This window comes from Photobacterium sp. AWH4_225, assembly GCF_056158405.1.
The window spans coordinates 1,276,762-1,299,399 of the sequence record NZ_JBSWTF010000001.1 but is presented as its reverse complement, the minus strand read 5'-3'; the positions used below and the strand labels follow the sequence as shown (position 1 = coordinate 1,299,399).

The following is a 22,638-nucleotide window of genomic DNA, read 5'->3' as shown; positions in this document are numbered from 1 at the left end:
ACACATCTCCTTTCTTAACTTTGCACCTTTTTGTCCTATCTATACTGAGCAGAAAACAAATACCAATAAAGATTTTTGACCTATTGGGGAATTTATTATGCGCAGTTATATGGGATATACCCTGCTGTTTATCAGCAGCCTGCTGCTTGCTGCCTGTGGAGACAGCAGTGATACCGCCGCACCTGTTGCAGGCACACCAGTACCCGTTTCCACCACCTTCACGGTTTCTGTTGATGCACCCGACGGTATAATCCTTGCCAATCAATCCAGCTTCTCTCTGATACAACCCGCCTATGCCAATGCGGTAAAAGATCTGACTGAACAGAACTTTGCTGCAGTTTGGTTAGATGGCCAAGGGAAAATTTTTGACTCTATTAACATCACCCGCCTAGAGTCTCAAGGCGATGGCAAATATGTTCTCGATGCTGGCACCCGACCTAGAATAAACGCCGTGTTGTTAGTTGACTTAGACGGTGTACCTGAATTTACTGTCGGTGAGAATCTGCCAACCGGCTTATACATGACCCCGTTGGCAGCTGAACGCTTGGCAATTTCTCTCGAATCATCTCTTACCTACTACGCGCTTGCTCAACGAGTGGCAGCTGACGCAAGCTGGGGAGTATTTACTGATGTATTTGAGTCAGGCGCACAAGGTGCTGTTGCATTAGCGCTTGAAGATATCAATAAAATCGCTATTGATATCCGCGATACACTCTTTCCTAAAATTGGTGTTCAGGGCCTGACACTCGAAGATCTTATGAGCCTAACTATCGTACAGACCATGACGGAAGGAAGGCTTGAACGCTACTTTACCGAGCAATCTGCGGTCATTGCCAACATTCTGGCAATCCTGAATGATGGTTACTGGGAGATCAGTGCAACGGAAAGCAACGAGGGCAAAGGTATTTTTGCTGATTCAACATCCTATGACGGCAATGAAACCACCATTACTGAATACAACTGGGACAAAAACGGCAGTGAAGATATCTCTCTTAGCGAGGTATTCACCTATCTAAGTAACTCAACCACCTTTGGCTCTGAGGACATCCGTTCTCAAGTCCTGACTAATCAAGGCTGGGTCGGACTGTTTGAGTACCTAAAGGTACAGTTTTCCACCGACCGCAGTGCCTTGCTTACCGATGCGGCATTGAATACGTCGGATGAAAGAGGCGTCACCTTAGAAGCCAGGGTATATCCGCTATCGGGGAAGAAAATGCACGACTTTCTGTCGAGCAGGGAGAATCATTATCTGACCCGTTATATTCCGGATGACACCACATTCGCCGATGGCTCTTCCGGTTTTTACTTCACCTGGCGTCCAGAAAGTGAAACCTATCTATTGTGTGACAACACCAACGACAAAGATACTTGCCGTGCATATCCAATCCTAACCCCAGATGCAGGCTTTACCTCTCTCGACGATATCAAAACACCGTTGTTCGATATTGGTATTACTATCGATCAGGTCAACGGTTTCAAACTGAGCGATAATATCGTAGCCGAGTTCATCAGTGACGATTTCTTTACCGTCCGCTACTGGAGCCGGATTGCCGCCAATGAATGGACGATCCAAGATACCGGGGTTTGGGCACCGGCAACAGTATCAGGTCGACCTGTAATGAGGTTCGATGTGCCAGATATCATCAAACAAATTGCCGACGATTACCCATACAATGGTCGCAACCTATTTCTTATCGAAGATAGAGGCTTTGTAAATATCGGAGAGGTTTTGCTCGAGTTAGCAGAATTCAACTTCTCCGGGTTTGATAACGATGCCAAAGCGCAAATTTTTGCAGCGGCAAGCCGTGATAACCTGCCACCATTTGGTGAGTGTAATTTCGGCGACACCAATTTTGCCAATGAAGGATTATTCCTCAATGCAGTCACTGAATGTGGCGGCGATGAACGCTTTACCACTCAATCAGTGAATGATCTTGTCGACAAGACCTTAGTGCAGATCAGTGAACAAGGGGAAATTACCGCCCATATTCTACGCGGTGATAACAGCTGGGAGCATTATCGCAATACCTTGGAAGAAGTCGGTTCTCGTGCTTGGTCATTGACTGAAGAGGGCTATTTGAAACTCATTGGCGATACCAACATCGAAGATGAGTTCGATTACTGGTCACTTAACGGTTACGAGTATCAACGAAGCTTACTGGCAATTAAAGTTTTCAGCCAACAAGGACAACAAGCCCAAATATCCAGCACCATGGCCAAAGAATACGTGGCAGGCTCGTTGGCAGCTTGCCTAGAAGGTGATTCAGGCTGGGATCAAACCACGGCAACGCCCGTTGTCAAAGAAACCTTGGCCAACTACAACACCCAAATCCAGCAGTGTAAAGAGATTTGGTTTGGCCGCAATCCAGTGTTTACCGAAGCACTACTCATTGGTCAGACAGGTAATAACAGCGATGATAAAGCGCTGACTTTTGCTAGTGACACCGGGGGTGACAGTGGCAATCACAGTAACCCAGATACTGCACGTTACCTTAAATTGAGTGATGACTTCCAAGGTGATTTTTTCAAGGGTACTTATGTCGACGGAAGTGGCTGTGGCTTCAACTTCGACATTCTATGGAAAATAGAAGATGACGGCACCCTATATTACGAAGCGGTCGACGGTTCGATGAATGAGCGGATCCAAATCACCGATACCGACGGTTTGAAGCTGGCTATCAAAGCATTTAATCACCAGAGCCGCTGGCAGACCGATGAAACCTTGAACTACGCCAGTGATGAAGGTGAGATCTGGAGTGATATCGTCACCCTGATTGATGCCAGCCAAGTGCCGAATGTCATGCCGGTAGATCCACCGCCACCTGCCGAGGAAGAAACTCCACCAGAGGGTGAGACTCCTCCCGCTGAAGGCGAAGAGCCACCAGCAGAAGAAGAACCAGCAGGCCCACCAGCCGGGACTATCCTCAACGATGGCCAAACCTGTGCCTACCTTGAGGTACCTGAAGATCCAGCACCATAACTCTTCACCACTTCCATCCAACGCCCGGGGTCACTTCACTGCCCCGGGCGTTTTGCGTTGTTATAAGTAGGTAAGATGAAAAGCCAATATCCGATCCGTGCTCAGTGCATTAAAATAACAACGTAAACAAGCATACTCGAGCTGAGCAGGTAAAGAATGATCACATGGAAACACCAACTAAAAGGTTATGAATGGCTCATTCACCAGATCTGGTATCTTGAAGTGGAAGACAATGACACCATCGAAAAACTGCCACAGCTTATTCCCAACCCCAGAGCACATCTATTATTTACCCCGCCAGAGCAAGGTTACTGCTATCAAAGTGGTGACGGACATTTGTCAGGCAAAGGAAGCCACTTACTTACAGCCAGCGACAGGCTACTGACCTTGATCGATAGCGCCCCACTCAAGCGAATAGGCATTACTTTTCGCCCTGAAGGGCTTTACTTGCTCAACAAATCCAATGAAGCATTAGTCAATCAGTGTGGCTGGTTTGACTGGCTAAGCCCGCTCTTCGACAACCATTTTCAGCAGCAACTCTGGCAGAGCGATTCCAAACAAAGCCTAGTTGAGCGCATCCAACAGCAAATTGAAAATCTATGCTTGTCGAGACAAATAGATAAACCCTTCACCATCGTGCAGAAAACCATTGCGGTTATGGAGGAAAATCAGCTTGAAGCGACTGACCATCACTTAGATATTAACCAACTGGCCGAGTTATGTGCCTGCTCGAGACGCACACTGGAACGCAGCTTCCGCCAAGTCACTGGGCTGAGTGTCAAAAAGTACCAATTATTGATCAAGCTGGAACTGATGATCCTTGCTCTCTACCAACAAGATAATGAGATTGATTGGTCAGCATTTTCCCAACAGTTTGGTTTCAGCGACCAATCTCACTTGATCAGGCAACTCAAGCAACAGCTAAAGCGTACCCCTTCCAGTTACCTGCAGAACCGAGATCTCACAATTGATATCTATGGGGACTTTGAATAAACCTTCTGTTTATTTTGTCGCAAAAGTCCAATCGCAATTGAATATGCTTCGTTAATATAGCGACCAGATAACGAGGTAACTATGACAATTTCAACGACAAACCCAACGTCATATTCAGCATTGAAACAAGGCGACACGATCGCCTTCCACGACACTTTGACGATTCGCCTTATTCAGCCGCCTGATCTCAATGACATCATCACCATGTTAGGCGACGACAAAGTCAACCAATACCTGTTCTTTGCCCCAGCCGACGAGAGCCTGTACCAAGGTTTTTTCGGTCCAATTATTGAAAACACCCAAGAAGCAATAACAAACGGTGTATGGCCTGACAGTCCGACTTTTGTTATCCGTGACCAAACAGGTCGATATATGGGGATGGCAGCCGTTACTCAGGTGATGTTCTGTGAAGGGAATTATGAGGTGGGTTATCAACTTCCTGCCCACGCCTGGGGGCAAGGTATCGCCACTCAAGCTTGTCGATTGATGACAGATTTAGGTTTCCAACAACTAGGCGCCCATAAAATCAGTGCCGATTGCTATGGCGCTAACATTGGCTCTTACAAGACATTGGAGAAATGTGGCTATCAGCTTGAGGGACGGCAGAAGGACTATTACAAGCTCGAGCAAGGCTTCGATGACAAGGTCTACTACGGTATGACAGCTGCAGAATATTCTTCTCAACAATAAATTAACACTAATAGGCCAAGCATCACTTGGCCTTCTTGCAAAACACATGAAAAAACAACAATGAAATAGCATGTAAATACAAAGCACTACACTTTACGCAGATCACATTCAGCTAACCTTTTCATCTAGAATATTTGCTCGCCATCACACCCACTCCATTCAGCCATCTCTTAACATTTCAAACACATTACAATGTCCACAATAAAAATAAGAGATCATGGAAGATGCGCCTTACAATTGCCAACAAACTGCTACTTACCCTCTTTTCTGTCTTCACTATCGTATTGGTTAGCAGCCTCATCTATGAAGCGGGACAGCAAAAGAAGTTACTGGAGTCGGTGATCAGCGAGCAAACCCTCGATAAAGCCGGTAACTACTTTGATAGCCTCAATATGATGATGCTCACGGGTACTATGTCGCAGAAAGAAACCCTGCGTGAAAAGGTGCTCTCCCACAGTGGTATTGAGAATGTCAGGGTGATCCGCGGGCCCGGCATTACCCAGTTCTTCGGCCCGGGGTTAGACAACCAAGCCCCCGTCGACAGCTTTGACCAAAGGGCACTAGCAGGCGAAACCATTGCCGAAACTATTACGACCGAAACAGGCCAAAAGTTATTGGTCGCCTTGCCCATGAAAGCCAGTGCCGATTACCGTGGCACCAACTGCCTACAATGCCATATCGTGCCAGAAAACGATGTGCTGGGTGTCGTCCGGCTTGAATATGATTTGGTCCCGCTCTATCAGCGGGTCAACCAGCAGTTACTGTCGGCTGGCTCTATCATGGCTGCTATCGCAGCGACCGGTTTTTTCTTCACCCTTTTCATGATCCGCCGGATCATTGTCAGCCCGCTCAAGCGCCTGTCAAACTACATGCGCACCACCAGCAAAAATAAAGACCTCAGCCAACGACTAAATGAAACCCGCCAAGATGAAATTGGTGAGCTGTGTAATAGCTACGACCAGATGCTGGATAACTTTTCCGGCAGTCTGGTACAAGTCCAACAAACGTCTGAGTCACTGACCGAGCAGGCCAATCACTTAATTTCGGTCTCAACCCACACCACCCAGGCTGCAGATAGCCAACGGGTCGAAACCGGTGACACGTTCAGCGCTATAGACACCATGCAGCAACAACAACATGACATCGAGCAGCGCACTACCGAATCTGCGACGTTAAGTCAGCATGCATCAGAGTCTGCAATAGCAGGGACTCAGCTCGCCGCTGAAGCCGGAGAAAGTATCCAATTGCTGGTCAAAGACATCGAACATGTAAAACTGAAAATCGATCACCTCAACCAGCAGAGCCTTCAGGTTGGCACCATTCTCGATGTCATTCGCAACATCGCCGAGCAAACTAACCTGCTGGCATTAAATGCGGCGATAGAAGCAGCCAGAGCCGGCGAGCAAGGCCGTGGCTTTGCCGTTGTTGCCGATGAAGTGCGTAGCCTTGCCACCCGTACCCATCAAGCCACCGGTGATATCCAAACGATTATCGAAACCTTGCACAATGACTGCGAGGCCTCTGCCGATGCTATCGAGACAACATGCCAGACAGCCTACTCAAAGGTCAGTACCATCCAAGAACTCTCTGCAGCGCTATCGGCAATGGGCGATCAGATCCAGGTCGTTAATACCCATGCCATCGATATCCAACAGCAAAGTGCCAGCCAAGCCTCATTGGCTGATGGTATCCGCTCAAAAGTCGGCACCATTACCCAACATGCAGACGATACCGCTACCCACGCCCAAGCGTCGAAAGAAATTAGTGTAAATCTTGAACACTTAGCAGAACAATTAGAGCGATTACTGCATCAATTTACCCTTTCAGGCAATAACAAGGGTTGATGCTAAACGTAAGAAAGGTAATATGGTCTCCTTGGACTGTGTATTTGGGGTAATCTACCCCGGTAATACACAAATAAAGTGCCTTAACGGAGAATAATTTACACATGACTTACGCGCCTGTAACAGACGTACTTAGCGGTAAGCTAGCGGTTGACAGTGAAGTCACTGTTCGCGGCTGGATCCGTTCACGTCGTGATTCCAAAGCTGGAATCTCTTTCCTTGCCATTTATGACGGCTCTTGTTTCGACCCGATTCAGGCCGTGGTCCCTAATGAGTTGAATAATTACCAGGAAGAAGTGCTTAAGCTGACAACTGGTTGCTCTGTTGAGGTTACTGGTAAGATTGTTGAATCACCTGCTAAAGGTCAGGATTTCGAACTTGCCGCTACTGAAGTAAAAGTAGTGGGTTGGGTTGAAGACGCTGAAACGTACCCAATGGCGAAAACTCGTCACTCTATCGAGTACCTTCGTGAAGTGGCACACCTTCGCCCTCGCACCAACGTAATTGGTGCCGTAGCACGAGTTCGTAACTGCCTTTCTCAAGCAATCCACCGTTTCTACCACGAACAAGGCTTCTTCTGGATGTCTGCGCCACTGATCACTGCCTCTGATGCAGAAGGTGCCGGTGAAATGTTCCGCGTTTCAACACTTGATTTGGTTAACACACCAATGACAGACGCTGGCGAAGTGGATTTCGACAAAGACTTCTTCGGTAAAGAAACGTTCCTTACAGTATCTGGTCAGTTGAACGCTGAAGCGTATGCTTGTGCACTAAGCAAAGTTTACACCTTCGGTCCTACTTTCCGTGCTGAAAACTCAAACACCAGCCGCCACCTAGCGGAATTCTGGATGGTTGAGCCTGAAGTCGCATTCGCTGAGCTTGACGATGTGGCTAAGCTTGCTGAAGACATGCTGAAGTACGTGTTCAAAGCGGTACTGGAAGAGCGCCGTGATGACCTTGAGTTCTTTGCTCAGCGTATCAACAAAGATGCAATCACGCGTCTAGAGCAGTTTGTTAACTCTGACTTCGCTCAGGTTGACTACACCGATGCAATCCAGATCCTGAAAGACTCTGGCCGTGACTTCGAGTTCGACGTTGAGTGGGGCATCGATATGTCTTCTGAGCACGAGCGCTACCTGGCTGAAGAGCACTTCAAAGCACCGGTTGTTGTTAAGAACTACCCGAAAGACATCAAAGCGTTCTACATGCGTATGAACGACGATGGCAAGACAGTTGCAGCAATGGACGTACTTGCACCGGGTATCGGTGAAATCATCGGTGGTTCTCAGCGTGAAGAGCGCCTAGAGCTTCTAGACAAGCGTATGGTTGAGATGAACATCGACCCTGAGCATATGAGCTGGTACCGCGACCTGCGCCGCTACGGCACAGTACCGCACTCTGGCTTCGGTCTGGGCTTCGAGCGTCTAGTGACTTACGTAACAGGTATGGCGAACATCCGTGATGTGATCCCATTCCCACGTGCACCACGCTCTGCAAACTTCTAATTACCCATTAGAAGCTAACCTATTTAAAAATAGGTAAATCTATTCAACAGGACGAGCCCATGCTCGTCCTGCTTGTTTTTAGGGTGATTGTTTATAAGGCTCCCCCCCTGTTGCCGCTCCCTACTCGCCTGATCATCTCTTATCTGCTCTATCCATGTAGTTTTGACCCAGTTAGGACATATCCCCTTGGCAATGCGCTATATATTGTTATATAGATGAGAATTCAGTGGCTTGCCGAAAGGAGGCAACATGATAAAACGGATTCTAGACAGGCTGATATTCGGCGGACTGTTAATTGCCACGCTGCAGATCCCGATACTGGCTGATCATTACCTGCAGTATTTATCCGGCTTTTATGATGCGACCACCCTGCAAGTCAACGCCTACCGAGACAATGCCCTGCAACATGGCTTTGATAACGCTGAAAGCATGATTGCTTCGCTGCTGCAGGAAAACAATTCCGTGGTTAGAGTCGATGCAGAACAAAAGCTGAAAGTCCTAAAACAACATGACATGCTGCAGCAAGGCATGGAAATACTCGCCCATGGCCACCTCGTCGATAAGACCGTGTATATGTTTAACCCGGCACGAATCAGTGAGCTTCAACGGGTACTTATCCATTTCACCCCCGGCATTCCGCTTGATATTGAAAACATTGCCTTCTGTGTTGTGATGGCATTAGGGCTAAACCTTACCCTTTATTTACCCTTTATTATTTTTCGCCGCCGACAGAAAAATACGGCCAGTCCAATGCCATCAGCAAACTAGGTGGCGACATTTGAAACAACCGATAAAACAAAGATCGCCTATGTCCCCTGCCAGATAGACTTCCTCTACTGCTTCGCATAAGCTTATGCCAATCCGCTTGAACCACTCAAGCCACTGCCAGATACCCAATGAGCTTACTATGATCAGAGATGTCACCCTAGCCCCAGCCGACCAATGGAAAAAACCCTTCGTTTCCGAGGTCGCTGAAATTATCAACCTGCTCAAAGAGTATGGCTATGATGGTGCGACCCTTGCGCGATTAACGGGCCTACAAGAGAAGAAACTCTCTGATTGGATGTCACGTTACAAGCGTGAACCTGAAAATGTTTCCGATATTCCCTACCCTTGCTGGTGTTTTCTAGCAGCTTTAGCGGGTCGGCCAAACATTCAGAATAACGGTCAACCGCTTGACGTCGATGCAAGAAAAGTGATGCGTGCGTTCAAGCCGACTGCTTTCAAGAGCAAAACTGCGTTTGAAATGCCGACGGAAAAAGAGTTCAAACGTGTTATTGGTGACAATACCTTTACCGGCATCACGATCGACAGCCTGTGTGAGACATTTCAGTGGAAACCGGCTCAGCTTGCCGAGAGTATGGTAAAAGGCACACTGCCGTTTTTAAACTGGTGCCTAATTTTGATGCTGTGCGGTTTTAACGTCCAGAAGATGCTGCTCAACCAGCATGAAGGTGAAATCACCTTAGATGAAAGTGCTGGATAATAATATCGACTTAGCCAGCAACTATATCAGGCCGAAACTTGAGTAAAGTCCGGCCTTTTTTACATTAGAAAGCTTTTGCTTTCTCGTACCAATACGTTTGAAAAGCGGTAAATTCCTCGATAAAGATCTTGTAGCGTTTAGGTGTATACATATTCGGCTTGAACACAATATGCATCTCGTTCATCTCAAACCATTCACCGTCGAACAACTTAACCAGCTTACCCTGCTTAATCCATTTAATACTTTGGCTTTCAGGAATCAAGCCAATACCAAATCCCCCAAGAGCCAACTCAATTGCTATATCAATCGAGTTGGTGGTCATGTGCCCGTTTACCTCCACGATTTTCTCATCGCCTTTCTTATTTCTCAGTCGCCAGAACTTCTCAATGGTAGGAGTTATGGTCTGGGTAATACACTGATGTAGCTCAAGCTCATGGATTGTTTGAGGCTGGCCATATTTCGCTAAATACTCCGGAGAAGCATAGCAATATCGACGGAAATCTGAAATCTTCTTACACACCACCATTTCATCTAGCGGCTTAATAGGCGATATCATCAAATCCACATCTTCAAAACGCTCCAAGTTATCAGGCGATAGTGTTTGGAAATGAAGCTTGATGTTGGGGTACTTGCAATGAAAGTCGGGCAAGAAACTTTGGGTCAGGAAACGGGCCATAGGATGAAGGCAACCAATTCGAAGCAACCCGCTGTCCCCCTTTTTTTCGGCATGCAACCCTTCAATGGTTTGCTCAACCACATCAAGGATCTGACTGGAGGACTTAAAGAAAGCTTCACCCTGTGGGGTCAGGCATATGCTATTACCTCGGCGATGAAACAGTGTCACTTTGAGGCTTTGTTCCAAGCTTTTTATTTTCCGGCTCAAGGTTGGTTGGCTAACATCCAATGCCTTGGCAGTTTCGGTGTAATTGAGTTTTACTGCCAGCAGTGAAAACATTTTAATCGCATCTAAATCCATTCCAGCTCCGCCAAATCACCCTTTAATTGTTTCCTGCGAAATAATACCGGCTAAATTTTGAATATTCTTGATAGTTCACATTTATTGAAAATAAATCGGTCACTTTTTTGATCTCATAAGGGCTATTCACTTTCCGAATAACCCTTATGAGGTACACGTGTATTGCTAATTCTAGCGCGCTTTATAATCGCCTCATAACGCTAACTATTCCTTTTGTGAGGTGGTCTTGTAAGCCCTCCTTACTTTACAAGCAGCGCGGGAAATAGACAGAGAAATTATGTTTACCTGAACTTCCTCAGCAGCTTGAGAAACAACCCATTTTCTAGCTTTTAAGGAGTCCAAATGAGAAAGCTAATAGCAGGCATAGGATTGCTGATAGCCGGGCAAAGCCTAGCCGGTGTCTCTGTCACTGATTGTGTGATAGTAGAGCCTATTGCCAATAAAACCCACACAGCCCTCTACTTCAATGTGGATTATACCCTCAACAATGAGATGAAGGCCCTGCGGCTTCCATCACCGGAAGCGATCCTTGGCGGCGAAATTAGCGCGCTTTCCGATCATGTAGAGATGCATAAAACCATCATGGACAACGGCGTGATGAAAATGGCTCAGGTGCCAAAAATCTTTCTTAATGAAAACAGTAGGGTTAGCCTCGAAAAAGGCGGCCTGCACTTCATGCTGTTTGACTTGAAAAAGCGCCCTATCGAAGGGGAGAGCTACCCAGTCAACATTTGGTTCAGCTACCTCGGTGACGTGCAATGTAAAGCCGATGTAATGAAAGTCCAAAACCTTTAATCCACTGGTCTGCCTATGTCTATTATCAACAAAATTAAGAATATGAAGCGTTCAAGCTTTGTTGTCATGGTGCTGGCCTTTGTCGGTGTCGGGATCTTCGCGGTGCCAAAAGCCATGCACGCTGTCAGCTCCAATGAGTTCTGTGCCTCTTGCCATACCATGACACCAATGGCCGAAACCTTTTCCCTAAGCCCGCACGGCGGTGGTGGTTCAAAAGGTATCGTCGCCAACTGTGTCGATTGCCATTTGCCGGTTTCTAATGTGGTTGAAGAGCTTTATGTAAAGGGCACTTCGGGCATCCGCCATATGTGGGGCGAGTATGTACTCGGCATGGAAGCACTGAACTATCAAGAACTACATGAAAAGCGCACTGAGTTTGTTTATGACTCAGGCTGTGAGAATTGCCACCAGAAACTGGAGTCGAGGGCTGTTGCTGCAATAGAGACATCTCCGGTTGCCGATCAAGTACACCAACTTGCGTTCCTGAACCGCGACAATGACCCTAACTACCAGTGTGCCAGTTGCCATTACGATATCGCTCACCCAGATCTAAAACGCAACATGCGCCATCGCGAAGAAAATAAATTACGCGACCAGTTCGCTGCATTGGGAGAATTCTAATGAAACCTTTAACCCTGCTTTCCCTAAGCATTGCCAGCGCCCTTTTGGTTTCCCATTTAGCTAATGCAACTCCCCGACAGGATATCGATAACGGCTATGACGATTACACTATCAATCGGACATTCGAAGACCTATCCGCCAAAGAACGCCAGGTTGCCACCCGTATCGCTTATGGCTGTTACCTTGGCTGCCATCGCCCTGCCGCGGAAGAAGTACCGGAAACCCTGAGCCCTAAACTCGAAGGTTTTGATCCCCAGTATTTCTATAACCAATGGGTTGATATGGATAATGAGCGCCATTCTGGTATCTCATCACAGATGAAAGAGCTGGTTTATGCCTTTAGCCCGCGTGAAATGGCCAATACCTCGCTCCTGTTTTCCACCCGAACCATGAAATACAACCCGATGGATCATGTATTGGAAAGCGAAAGCTTTGCTAATGGTAAGAAGCTGTACGACCAGTCGTGCAAAATGTGCCATGGCGAACAGGGGGCCAGTGAGCATGCAGCCTATCCACCGCTGAAAGGCCAGATGCCGACCTACTTGTTTGAACAGATGATTTCATACCGTGATGGCAAGCGTACCAACCGCCAAGCCCCAATTATGGTGCCTTTTGCCAAAATGTACTCCGAGCAGGATTACAAGGACATGATCGCCTATGTAACGGGTCAGGAGGTCAAACTGATAGAGCGCCAAGAGTTCATTACCGGTATTGGTATGCCAGCACCGGAAGGGTTTGTATTACCTGACAGTGGGCAGATCCAAAACTTTACTGATACTCCAGGGCAAGATTCCGATTACATCCAGAATCCACTGAGCTATACCATCAGTAAATCAGGTAAAGTCACGCTGGATAACAATACCAAACTGATGTGGGAGCGTGATGCTTCACGGATTTGGATGACCGCTTCCGAAGGCCAGGAATATTGTGACAACCTCGAACTAGATGGCTACAGCGACTGGCGTTTCCCGTTGATGAAAGAGCTGCAGAGCATTGCCGATATGGGTAATTACCGCCCGGCCATCGATATGGATGCCTTCCTCAACATGCCGCGTCAAAGTTCCGGGATCTGGACCTTTCCGGTCAGTGACCATCCGGATCATGTTTGGCACGTCGGCTTCCCTGATGCCCATATCATGGGCCAGCACACCGCTTCCACTAAACTGGTTCGTTGTGTGCGGGCCGATAACGGGGCTGCTTACCACAACATGAAATACATCGACAATAAGAATGGCACGGTGTCCGAGCTTGTGACCGGCCGGATGTGGCAACAAGAGATTGACTACAATCGGCGCAACTGGGAGTCATCACTCGAATATTGCAACAACCTTGAGCTTGCGGGCCATTCTGACTGGCGCCTCCCCAACATCAAAGAAGCTGTGTCGATTGTGAACTACAACAAAACGTCACCATCCATTGATGAAGAGTTCTTCCCCAATACCCCGGTTAAGTATTTCTTCTGGACCAGTACTTCTGATGTTGCCGGCCCGACACTTCACGTCAGGCCGCTCGGCAAACGGAAAAAAGACCTGAGTGGTGATGAGCTCGACCTACGCCACACCGGTGATAACGAGGGCTGGGCACAGGGTTACATGATTGGCTCTGGCTATGGCATGCAAAAGGACAATGAGTTTTACAACCGTTGTGTACGTACTCTCTAGCCCTTGTGGTTACACCGCTCCCCCACCAGGGGAGTGGTGTTTTTAATAGGTGATCTTCATGTGCAAACTACTTCGCGTACTCTTGTTGAGTGTTATCTCCCTTTTCAGCCTCCTGACCTATGCGAGCCTCCCCCGTTATGATGACGGTGCCCGCTGGGCGTTTGTTTCAGAAAACAATTCATCCCGGGTTGCCGTCGTTGATACCTTTGAATTCAAACTGGCTGGCTACCTGAAGTTGAAAGCGATACCAACTCAAATGGAAGTCTCCGATGTGCAGGATCTGCTGGTCTATATCGACAGTAAAAGCCAAAAAGTCTTTAGTTTTGATCTGGTGACACATACCCATAGCGAGATAGATTTGGGTTATGTACCAACTGCTATCACCTTTCATTCCGACGGCGCCCAGCTGGCCGTCGCAGGACCAGATCGCATAGATATCATTCATCCACTCAAGAAACAGCACATTACCTCGATATCGGGTGTCACATCGCCATTTAGCATGATTTTCGATAACGGTGGCTATAACCTCTATGTTGCCGAGCAGCAATCAGGCAAAACCCTTGTCTACCGTAATCATGACGGTAAACAATCCCATATCCAAATGGGCACTGGCAATATATCAGAGCTGACCTTATCGCCAGATGCAAGGCTCGTTTTGGCCGCTGATATAAAAACCAATAAAGTCATCGTTCATGATCTGTTCAACGAAACGCCCTACCAAAGCTATGAAATGGGGGCGAAGCCATGGCGTCCTTATGTAAGCTCAGACTCCGAACATATGATTTTTGTTGCTGAAAATGGCAAAGCTGTCGTAATCAATACCTGGTCAGGGGAGCTTATCAATGAATTTATGCTCAATGATAAACCCCGCTCTATCAGGACGGGGTGGCTAGAGACCATAGGTATTGTTGAAAGCAAAAACATCTTGAGTATTTTTGAATTGGCTGGTGACACGCCAGTCACTCAAGTCAATCTGACGGACCCGCTCAATGATGTAGTGGTGGTTTCAGACTCCAAAACCTTATTTGCTACCCAGCAAAATAGCAGTGCTCTATTCATCTATGACATCCGCAGTCAATCAATACGTCCCACTATCGATACCGGTTTGGCCAACCCAAAACTTATTGCAATGGGGATCACCAATACCATTTGCCATTAGGAAACGATCAAGATGAAAATACGCTATCATACTTTTTTGAGCCTATTCGGTGGACTGTTGCTTGCCACCGCTACTGCTGCCAAGCCATTGCAATTCAACCTTGAAGAGCAGTCTTTGGGCACTGTCACAGAGAAAAACTGGCCGGGCAAATACCTGCTTATTGGGGTCGGCTATACCAGTTGCCCTGATATCTGCCCCACAACCGTTATCGACCAGGTAACGGCCGTCAAGACACTGGCTGAAGACAAAGACAAAGTGGTTCCAATATTTATCACTGTCGACCCCAATCGAGATAGTGTCGAGAGCATCGACTTGTACGTCAAATACTTCTCGAAAAACATGATTGGGCTATCGGGCAGTGACGAGCAAATACGCCACGCAGCCAAGAGCCTAAGGGCGACCTATGGCTATTCACTTCAAGGTAAACCTATCTTCCCACCACTACCACAGCGTTATGAGGTTTTCCACTCTGCCTACCTCTATTTGTACGGCCCAGACCGCGAACTTATTGATGTATATGGCTATGGAAAAGGCGGGGTCATGATAGGTCGCAGCATCAAGGGGCACCTCAATGAATAAGAGTGTAACTTTCCTCGTTAGCCTAATGGTAGGCATGCCAGCGCTTGCCAGTGAATGCCCCACCCCTCAGGGATTCGAGCTGGCACAAGATAGCATGGAGTGGCCATCAGCTTCCCCTGCAAGTGTCACCTTGGTTAACCTATGGGCGGTCTGGTGTCCGCCTTGCCTCAAAGAACTCCCCATGCTCGATAGCATTGCCGATAGTAACCTCTATTCAATCAAGACTATACATATCGGGGATAATCCAACAGCTATTGATGCCCAGTTCGACAAACTCGAGATCAGGCACCTTCCGAAGACAATTGAGGCTGATTTTGCCAACCTGCAGCAATGGGGATTCCAAGGCCTGCCTGCTACCTTAATCACCGTTAACCAGCAGGTCATGTACCGCTATTCCGGCTATATACCCTATTCTGCCACCAAGCTGGATTCATGGCTGGCCTGCCTTGCCAAGGAAAACAGCTAAATGAAATTTTATCCCCTTATGCTAACAGCATTGCTTTCATTGCCTATCCAGGCTGGTGATACCCTTGAGCAAGGAAAAGCACTGTACCTTTCACCGGGGAAAGGAGGTTGCGCATCTTGCCACGGCCCAACAGGCAATGAGCCCGTGATGCCCATGTATCCCAAACTAGGCGGCCAAATGGAAATGTATACCTTCAACCAGCTTAATGATTACAAGAACAAGAAAAGGAAAAATGGTTTGTTCATTCCAATGGAAGTAGCGATGGAAACCTACACTGAAGAAGAGATGCAGTTGATTGCCAAGTTTTTGGCCTCGCAAAAGAATATGTAACCAAAGAAAAAGGCCATACATAAGTATGGCCTAGGTATTCCTATAGACAGCGAAGCTTTATAGGAATTACTCAGCTTCTTGAGGACGGATTTTATACTGCACCCCTAACAGGAAATTGCGCAGGATCTGATCTTTACACTCACGGTAATGCTTGTTGTCTGGCTTTCTGAAAAATGCACTTAACTCATGCTTACTCAAATTAAAATCAACGCTCTTCATGATGTCCAGAATATCTTCCGCTTTGTAGTTCAACGCAATACGCAGCTTCATGAAAATCATATTATTGGTCAAACGTGACTCTGGCTCAGGCTGCGGCCCATCTTGCTTGCCACGTTTTTCATTGATTAAGCCATTGAGGAAGATCGCCAACTCGCGGTCAGTACATTTGGTAAAAGCAGGATCATCTTCTTTCTTTAACCAATCACTAACTTGCTCACGCGTTACTTCATGCTCAGCAGCAGCGAAAATATCAATCATCGCTGAGTCATTAAAATCAAAGGTATAGCGGAGGCGTCGCAAGATATCGTTATTGAGCACAGTAATTCCTAAAATCAATGCAGGCTTGCCAATATGGCTTGCTGCGAAAATAGCTTCCCCCGACAACATAAAGCAGTTTCGAGTTAGCTTGGCTAAGTAGTTTAACAGATATTCGATGCCGAAGATTCATTCGTGCTAGCCAAACTGGTATAGTGCCGTCTCAGATAACACAATGAAGCACACACTATGGATCACCAACCGAACAACCCATTACACGGCCTTACCCTACAACGAATTGTCGAAGAACTTGTCGATCACTACGGCTGGGAAGAGCTTGGTCAAATTGTCAAAATCCGTTGCTTCAATAGCGATCCTAGCATCAAATCAAGCCTGAAGTTCCTGCGCCGCACCGAATGGGCAAGGAAAGAAGTCGAGCAGTTGTATCTCGACACCTTCTTCCTTTAATTGCCGCCCATTAGCGTCAATAGCTGCTGACTCGCTTCTTTCGGTGAGTCAGCATGGCATACCGCCGATACCAATGCGATACCATCAGCGCCCGCTTCAACCACTCCCCGGATGTTGCCCTCATTGATCCCACCGATAGCAACCAGCGGCAGCTCACTATATTTAGATGCCTTGGCAAGACCATCCAGCCCCCAGGCATAAACCGTATCGGTTTTAGTCGGTGTAGGGAAAATTGCACTCAAGCCAAGATAGTCCACCGGCAGCGACTGGGCAGCTTCAAGCTGCTGTTCGTTCTCTACCGACAAACCCAAGATTTTATCTTCTCCAATCAAGCGACGGGCTATGTCCGCTGGCATATCTGATTGACCGAGGTGAACACCGTCAGCATCCACGGCCAAGGCGACATCGACCCGATCATTGATGATCAGCGGGATCCCTGCCGCCTGCAACATAGGCTTAACGGCCTTAGCACGTTGAATGAACGCCCGGATATCACCGTGCTTTTCACGCAGTTGAACCATAGTGACTCCACCAGCTATCGCCTCGCGGATCACAAATTCCAGTTGCTCGATATCCTGGTGCTCATCGGTCACCAAGTACAGTCGATAATCGTACATTGCAGGCTCCTAACGTACGCTGATCTTCAGGCGAGCCTTCAGCGTTGCTTCATCAAGCTGATAGATGGCATCCAACAAGTTCATCTGCAAGCTACCCGGCCCTGCCGATTTCGCAGCCGCCAATTCACCGGCAACGCCAAGGATCGCTGTTGACACAACACCCGCGCTAACACCTTCGCCATTTGAGCTAACTGCAGCAAAAGCACCGGTCAACGCAGTATGTGAGCAGCCCATTCCCGTGACGTAAGGCATCATTTCATGGCCGTTATCCAGCGCAATAACACATTCACTCGTCACGACATAATCTGTGGCACCAGAGATCACGACGGTACAGTTATGACTTTCAGCCAAGGCTTTTGCCGCATTCACCGCCGCATCACTGCTATCTAGCGCGTCGACTCCTTTGCTCTGTGCCGCCTCTCCGGCCAGTGCAATAACTTCCGACGCATTGCCACGGATAATCAAGTTATATGCCAGCTTGGCCAGTTGACAAGATGCCTCGGTACGAAGTTGGCTTGCGCCGCAGCCAACCGGATCAAGCACCACAGGTTTACCATTTGCATTGGCTTGCTCTACCGCATACACCATACGCGGCAACCACTGGCTATCCAAAGTACCGATGTTGATCACCAACGCACCAGCAAAGCCCATCATCTCTGCCATTTCTTCGCGGCTGTGCGCCATGATTGGAGACGCACCAACGGCAAGTAATGCATTAGCCGTGTTGTTCATCACTACGTAGTTAGTAACATTAACAACCAAAGGTTTGCTCTCACGTACCTTTGCCAGAGCATCACAAACATGCTGTATCAAGTTCTCAGTGTGGGTATTCAAGGCTGCATTCCTTTTTAGATTTTTTAACCAACAGATTATACCTAAGCAGCCACTAGCATTGAGCTAAAAATAGTGAGGTGCGATCTCACTTTTCGCTCCTTTGTTGTCATTAGTTGTTTCCTTGTCCATGATTAATAGACAAAAACAACTCATCCTACCACTCAAGGAAAGCTGACATGGACATCCGCATTACCCACAAAGGACCGATTCTTGATATACAACTCACCCGCCCTGAGGCCAAAAACGCCCTGAATCAAGCGATGTACCATACGCTGGCAGACACCATTAACCACGCGAACCAGTCTCCCGAAACCCGAGTCATTGTCCTACGCGGCCTGCCAGAGATCTTTTGTGGTGGTAATGACATGCAGGATTTTGTGGCTATCTCACAAGGCATGGCTGACTTTCATGGCGAACGTTTTATGAAGTCATTGGTAGAATGCGAAATCCCCATCGTCGCGTCGGTTTCAGGCCCGGCGATTGGCATAGGTACGACGATGCTGCAATTTGTCGACGTGGTTCATTGCTCACCCTCGGCAATTTTCAAAACACCATTTGTCCATCTAGGGCTTTGCCCGGAAATGGCCTCGAGCACTGAGTTTGCGAAGATAGTCGGCCTGAGAAAAGCCAAAGAAATGCTATTGCTTGGAGTGCCGATGACCGCAGAAGAAGCTCTTGCGTTGGGTTTTATCAATCAGATCAGCCAAACCCCTGATGACTTGGCCTTTCAGTGCGCCGAACAGATCAGCCAGCTTCCTCCCAAGGCAATGAGGATCAGTAAGCGTATGCTCAGCCAGCAGGACAAAGCACGACTACTAAGAACGATTGAGGACGAAAACGTAGAGCTGATTACACGGATCCGAAGTGACGAGGCCAAAGAAGCCGTCAGTGCATTTTTGGAAAAACGCCCTGCAAAGTTTAGTTAGCTTGAGGCGATTGGTAAAAAGAACAACATTGGGAGAGTTAGGCCAGTTAACCACTGGCCTTCGATTATAAACGCTGGATTTAAGCTGTTACCCCTTCAGCCTGAATCCCTTGCTCTATCTTATTCGGCTCGTCTTCATCTTTGACAATGCAAACCACCAGACCTGCGAAAATCATTGAAGCGCCACCCAATACAATCGCCATCATGGTATTGCCGTCAAACGCCCAACGGGTAAAGAAGCCCAAGATCCCAGCAGCCAGGATTTGTGGCAGTACGATAAAGAAGTTGAACACCCCCATATAGAACCCCATCTTCTTCGCTGGCAGTGCGCCCGCCAAGATGGCGTAAGGCATACAAAGAATACTGGCCCAAGCCAGACCAATTCCCACCATATTGACCATCAGCATGGTCGGGTTCTGGATAAGGGAAATCGATGCCAAACTCAAGCCACCAATGATCAGCGACAGACTATGGACAAACTTACGGCTGGTACGCTGTGCCAACCAAGGCAGTGCAAACGCAGCTAAAGCTGAAATACCGTTGTACGCAGCGAAACACAAACCAACCCAGTCTGCTCCTTCGTTATACATTGCTGAACTGGTGTCAGTGGTACCGAAAATTTGCGATGTCACCGCAGAAGTGGTGTATATCCACATCGCAAACAACGCAAACCAAGAGAAGAACTGCACCACAGCCAACTGCATCATAGTCTTTGGCATGGCTTTAATATCAGCAAAAATCGCTTTCAGGCTAGCCTTCTCTTCTTCAGGCTCAGATACCTCACCGTGAAATGCCGCCAGCTCTTTCGGTGAGTATTCCTTAGTTCTTACCACTGTCCAGAGAATTGAGGCGACAAAGACCAAGGCACCGCACAAGAATGAAATCTTCACAGACGGTGGCACTTCGCCAGCCGGGGCAGTATTTGCCACATCGAAAACATTGCTTAGCAAGTATGGCATTGCCGAGGCGACCACCGATCCAACGCCGATGAAGAAGGTCTGCACCGCAAAGCCTTGGGTGCGCTGCTCTGACGGTAGGTTATCTGCCACTAGTGCACGGAAAGGCTCCATCGAGATATTAATCGAAGCATCTAAGATCCATAGCATACCGGCAGCCACCCACAGGTATGGCGAATAAGGCATGATGATCAAGGCTAAAGAAGAAGCGATAGCACCACAGAGAAAGTAAGGTCGACGGCGGCCCAATACCGTCCAGGTGCGGTCACTGAAATAACCAATTATAGGCTGCACCAGCAAACCGGTTAACGGCGCTGCAATCCAAAGAATAGGGATTTGATCAATGCTAGCTCCCAGGGTTTCGAAGATCCGGCTGACGTTGGCATTTTGCAAGCCAAAACCAAATTGAATCCCCATGAAGCCGAAGCTCATATTCCATATCTGCCAAAACGTAAGGCGTGGCTTTTCCATTGAGTGTTCCCCGATACTGCCTGCTACAAACACATTGAAACTGCAGCAGATTTACAACATTCGGACAAAGCTGATGATCTTTTTTATCTTAATTAGTATGTTTCTGAACTATTCGAGGTGAAGACAGGATTTTTCCATGTTTACATCGATATTTAAGGCCATGATCATCACATTTGACCGATTTCCATCGGGACGCAATGCTATGACAACCCCACCCCTACCAACTGTGATCAGTTTCACATAGGGTTACACTTGCATACTGGTTTTATAATTTAATTACGTTTTTAGATGAAATTTATACAGTTTCAATGCGATTTGGCGCACAAAACATCAGTATATAGATGATTTTTGTTGTAATTTTCTTGCAACTCACAATGATGAAAGTTTGACCATTCTGCGCAAATGTTAGTGAAAACCAATAACAATTTACTGCTGTCATATTTTATTTGGCCAAGATGTTACAATTTCTTGTCAATGCCCGGTGATAAAAGGTATAAAGAACATATTACCCTTTACCATTACCAGCATGGATGATTGACAATGTTTGAGAAAATTTCTGCTGCACCCGCCGACCCTATTCTTGGATTAACTGAAGAGTTCAAAAAAGACACCCGCCCAGAGAAAATCAATCTTGGTGTCGGTATCTACAAAAACGAATCAGGTAATACCCCCGTTCTAACGACAGTAAAAAAAGCAGAAGCGATTTTGCTGGAGAAAGAAACCACCAAGTCTTACTTAAGTATTCCTGGCACGGCAGAATACGGCCTAGCTGTTCAGCAACTGCTGTTCGGCGCCGACTCTCCAATCATTTCTTCAAAACGTGCCCAGACTGCACAGGCTCCAGGTGGTACAGGTGCATTGCGTCTGGCTGCTGAATTTATCAAGCGCCAGCTTGGTGATGTGAAAGTGTGGATCAGCAACCCAACTTGGGCGAACCACAACGGTGTTTTCACCGCTGCTGGCCTTGAAACCGTCCAGTACAGCTACTACAACGCGCAAAGCAAAGACATGGACTTTGACGCAGCGCTAGCGGATCTGGCGAATGCTGCTCCGGGTGATGTCGTACTACTGCACGGATGCTGCCACAACCCAACCGGTATCGACCCTCAAGCACCACAGTGGCAACAGCTAGCTGAGCTTTGTAAAGAAAAACAACTGCTGCCAATGTTTGACTTTGCCTACCAAGGCTTTGCCAAAGGTGTTGAAGAAGATGCCCAAGGCCTACGCATTTTTGCAGACCTTTGTGAAGAACTTCTTATCGCCAGCTCATTCTCGAAAAACTTTGGTCTATACAACGAGCGTGTGGGTGCCTTCACACTTGTCGCTAAAGATAACGCAGAAGCAACCACGGCATTTAGCCAGGTAAAAAGTATTGCCCGCGTGATCTACTCTAACCCACCAGCACACGGTGCGGCGATTGTGACTGAAATCCTAAACGATGCAGCTCTTCGCGCCGAATGGGAAATCGAAGTAGCCGATATGCGCGACCGCATTCAGGAAATGCGTACTCTATTTGTCCAGACACTGAAAGATCTGGGCGTAGAGGCTGACTTCAGCTTCATCGAGCGTCAGAACGGTATGTTCTCTTTCTCTGGTTTGAGCAAAGATCAAGTTAACCGCCTGAAAGATGAGTTCGGTATCTACATCGTTGGCTCGGGCCGTATCAGTGTTGCGGGTATGACCAAGGCAAACATGCAGCCACTGTGTAAAGGCATTGCCGCGGTACTGTAACTCTTAAGCGATACCAAACAGCAAACAGTTACATCAAAACACCAAAAACGGGCGCATTGCGCCCGTTTTTTATGCCA

At 47.5% G+C, this 22,638-nt stretch carries 22 protein-coding genes; 17 read left to right on the top strand and 5 right to left on the bottom strand.

The window, feature by feature from the left end:
• Window positions 1-97 precede the first annotated feature (97 nt).
• The 7 genes from ACXAD4_RS06345 to ACXAD4_RS06315 all read left to right on the top strand — a co-directional run bounded on the left by ACXAD4_RS06345 (window position 98) and on the right by ACXAD4_RS06315 (window position 9,498).
• On the top strand, window positions 98-2,980 hold the full coding sequence (locus ACXAD4_RS06345; protein ID WP_475239717.1) for a hydrogenase expression protein HypA: 2,883 nt from the start codon (window positions 98-100) through the stop codon (window positions 2,978-2,980).
• 156 nt (window positions 2,981-3,136) lie between these two features.
• Window positions 3,137-3,973, top strand: a complete 837-nt coding sequence (locus tag ACXAD4_RS06340; protein WP_475239715.1) for a helix-turn-helix domain-containing protein — start codon at window positions 3,137-3,139, stop codon at window positions 3,971-3,973.
• 81 nt (window positions 3,974-4,054) lie between these two features.
• Window positions 4,055-4,663 (top strand): GNAT family N-acetyltransferase, encoded by a 609-nt coding sequence (locus ACXAD4_RS06335; RefSeq protein ID WP_475239712.1) that lies wholly within the window; start codon window positions 4,055-4,057, stop codon window positions 4,661-4,663.
• A 224-nt stretch (window positions 4,664-4,887) separates the two neighbouring features.
• Window positions 4,888-6,507: a methyl-accepting chemotaxis protein gene (locus ACXAD4_RS06330; protein WP_475239711.1), complete on the top strand. Its 1,620-nt coding sequence runs from the start codon at window positions 4,888-4,890 to the stop codon at window positions 6,505-6,507.
• A gap of 104 nt (window positions 6,508-6,611) precedes the next feature.
• Window positions 6,612-8,012, top strand: coding sequence for an asparagine--tRNA ligase (asnS, locus tag ACXAD4_RS06325; RefSeq protein ID WP_222548936.1), 1,401 nt, complete (start codon window positions 6,612-6,614; stop codon window positions 8,010-8,012).
• A 249-nt stretch (window positions 8,013-8,261) separates the two neighbouring features.
• Complete coding sequence (locus ACXAD4_RS06320; protein ID WP_475239709.1) at window positions 8,262-8,780, top strand: DUF2937 family protein; 519 nt, start codon at window positions 8,262-8,264, stop codon at window positions 8,778-8,780.
• Window positions 8,781-8,919: 139 nt separating this feature from the next.
• Window positions 8,920-9,498 carry a hypothetical protein gene (locus tag ACXAD4_RS06315; protein ID WP_475239708.1) on the top strand — a complete coding sequence of 193 codons (579 nt, stop codon included), beginning with the start codon at window positions 8,920-8,922 and terminating at the stop codon, window positions 9,496-9,498.
• A 64-nt stretch (window positions 9,499-9,562) separates the two neighbouring features.
• On the opposite strand, the gene ACXAD4_RS06310 is transcribed toward ACXAD4_RS06315, so the two are convergent.
• Entirely contained in the window at window positions 9,563-10,474 is a 912-nt protein-coding gene (locus ACXAD4_RS06310) for a LysR family transcriptional regulator (RefSeq protein ID WP_475239707.1), read from the bottom strand.
• A 342-nt stretch (window positions 10,475-10,816) separates the two neighbouring features.
• Between ACXAD4_RS06310 and ACXAD4_RS06305 the strand changes: the two genes are divergently transcribed.
• Genes ACXAD4_RS06305 through ACXAD4_RS06275 form a run of 7 tightly spaced genes read left to right on the top strand, consistent with a single transcriptional unit; the run spans window position 10,817 to window position 16,085 of the window.
• Entirely contained in the window at window positions 10,817-11,269 is a 453-nt protein-coding gene (locus ACXAD4_RS06305) for a copper chaperone PCu(A)C (protein WP_475239704.1), read from the top strand.
• Between the two features lie 15 nt (window positions 11,270-11,284).
• Entirely contained in the window at window positions 11,285-11,890 is a 606-nt protein-coding gene (locus ACXAD4_RS06300) for a cytochrome c3 family protein (protein WP_475239701.1), read from the top strand.
• A complete protein-coding gene (locus ACXAD4_RS06295; RefSeq protein ID WP_475239698.1) occupies window positions 11,890-13,551 on the top strand; it encodes an Lcl domain-containing protein in 1,662 nt (553 codons plus the stop codon). The genes ACXAD4_RS06300 and ACXAD4_RS06295 overlap by 1 nt, the downstream gene beginning before the upstream one ends.
• Window positions 13,552-13,609: 58 nt before the next feature.
• Window positions 13,610-14,710, top strand: coding sequence for a YncE family protein (locus ACXAD4_RS06290; RefSeq protein WP_475239695.1), 1,101 nt, complete (start codon window positions 13,610-13,612; stop codon window positions 14,708-14,710).
• 12 nt (window positions 14,711-14,722) lie between these two features.
• Entirely contained in the window at window positions 14,723-15,289 is a 567-nt protein-coding gene (locus ACXAD4_RS06285) for an SCO family protein (protein ID WP_475239692.1), read from the top strand.
• Window positions 15,282-15,755, top strand: coding sequence for a TlpA family protein disulfide reductase (locus tag ACXAD4_RS06280; protein ID WP_475239690.1), 474 nt, complete (start codon window positions 15,282-15,284; stop codon window positions 15,753-15,755). The genes ACXAD4_RS06285 and ACXAD4_RS06280 overlap by 8 nt, the downstream gene beginning before the upstream one ends.
• Complete coding sequence (locus tag ACXAD4_RS06275; RefSeq protein WP_475239687.1) at window positions 15,756-16,085, top strand: c-type cytochrome; 330 nt, start codon at window positions 15,756-15,758, stop codon at window positions 16,083-16,085.
• A gap of 66 nt (window positions 16,086-16,151) precedes the next feature.
• Here the strand turns inward: ACXAD4_RS06275 and ACXAD4_RS06270 are convergent, their stop codons facing one another.
• Window positions 16,152-16,622 carry a YehS family protein gene (locus ACXAD4_RS06270; protein ID WP_475239684.1) on the bottom strand — a complete coding sequence of 157 codons (471 nt, stop codon included), beginning with the start codon at window positions 16,620-16,622 and terminating at the stop codon, window positions 16,152-16,154.
• 186 nt (window positions 16,623-16,808) lie between these two features.
• On the opposite strand from ACXAD4_RS06270, the gene ACXAD4_RS06265 reads away from it, so the two are divergent.
• Window positions 16,809-17,027 carry a VF530 family protein gene (locus tag ACXAD4_RS06265; protein ID WP_475239682.1) on the top strand — a complete coding sequence of 73 codons (219 nt, stop codon included), beginning with the start codon at window positions 16,809-16,811 and terminating at the stop codon, window positions 17,025-17,027.
• Here the strand turns inward: ACXAD4_RS06265 and thiE are convergent.
• Both thiE and thiM read right to left on the bottom strand, forming a co-directional pair.
• The gene (gene thiE, locus ACXAD4_RS06260; RefSeq protein ID WP_475239679.1) at window positions 17,024-17,644 is read right to left on the bottom strand and encodes a thiamine phosphate synthase; all 621 of its coding nucleotides are present in this window, start codon (window positions 17,642-17,644) and stop codon (window positions 17,024-17,026) included. The two genes, ACXAD4_RS06265 and thiE, sit on opposite strands and share 4 nt — an antisense overlap.
• A gap of 9 nt (window positions 17,645-17,653) precedes the next feature.
• Window positions 17,654-18,457, bottom strand: a complete 804-nt coding sequence (thiM, locus tag ACXAD4_RS06255; RefSeq protein WP_475242724.1) for a hydroxyethylthiazole kinase — start codon at window positions 18,455-18,457, stop codon at window positions 17,654-17,656.
• Window positions 18,458-18,654: 197 nt separating this feature from the next.
• Here thiM and ACXAD4_RS06250 point away from each other — a divergent pair, with 197 nt between their 5' ends.
• Window positions 18,655-19,404 carry an enoyl-CoA hydratase-related protein gene (locus ACXAD4_RS06250; protein ID WP_475239675.1) on the top strand — a complete coding sequence of 250 codons (750 nt, stop codon included), beginning with the start codon at window positions 18,655-18,657 and terminating at the stop codon, window positions 19,402-19,404.
• Between the two features lie 79 nt (window positions 19,405-19,483).
• On the opposite strand, the gene ACXAD4_RS06245 is transcribed toward ACXAD4_RS06250, so the two are convergent.
• Window positions 19,484-20,830, bottom strand: coding sequence for an MFS transporter (locus ACXAD4_RS06245; RefSeq protein WP_475239672.1), 1,347 nt, complete (start codon window positions 20,828-20,830; stop codon window positions 19,484-19,486).
• 540 nt (window positions 20,831-21,370) lie between these two features.
• Between ACXAD4_RS06245 and ACXAD4_RS06240 the strand changes: the two genes are divergently transcribed.
• On the top strand, window positions 21,371-22,561 hold the full coding sequence (locus tag ACXAD4_RS06240) for an amino acid aminotransferase (protein ID WP_475239669.1): 1,191 nt from the start codon (window positions 21,371-21,373) through the stop codon (window positions 22,559-22,561).
• Window positions 22,562-22,638: the final 77 nt, after the last annotated feature.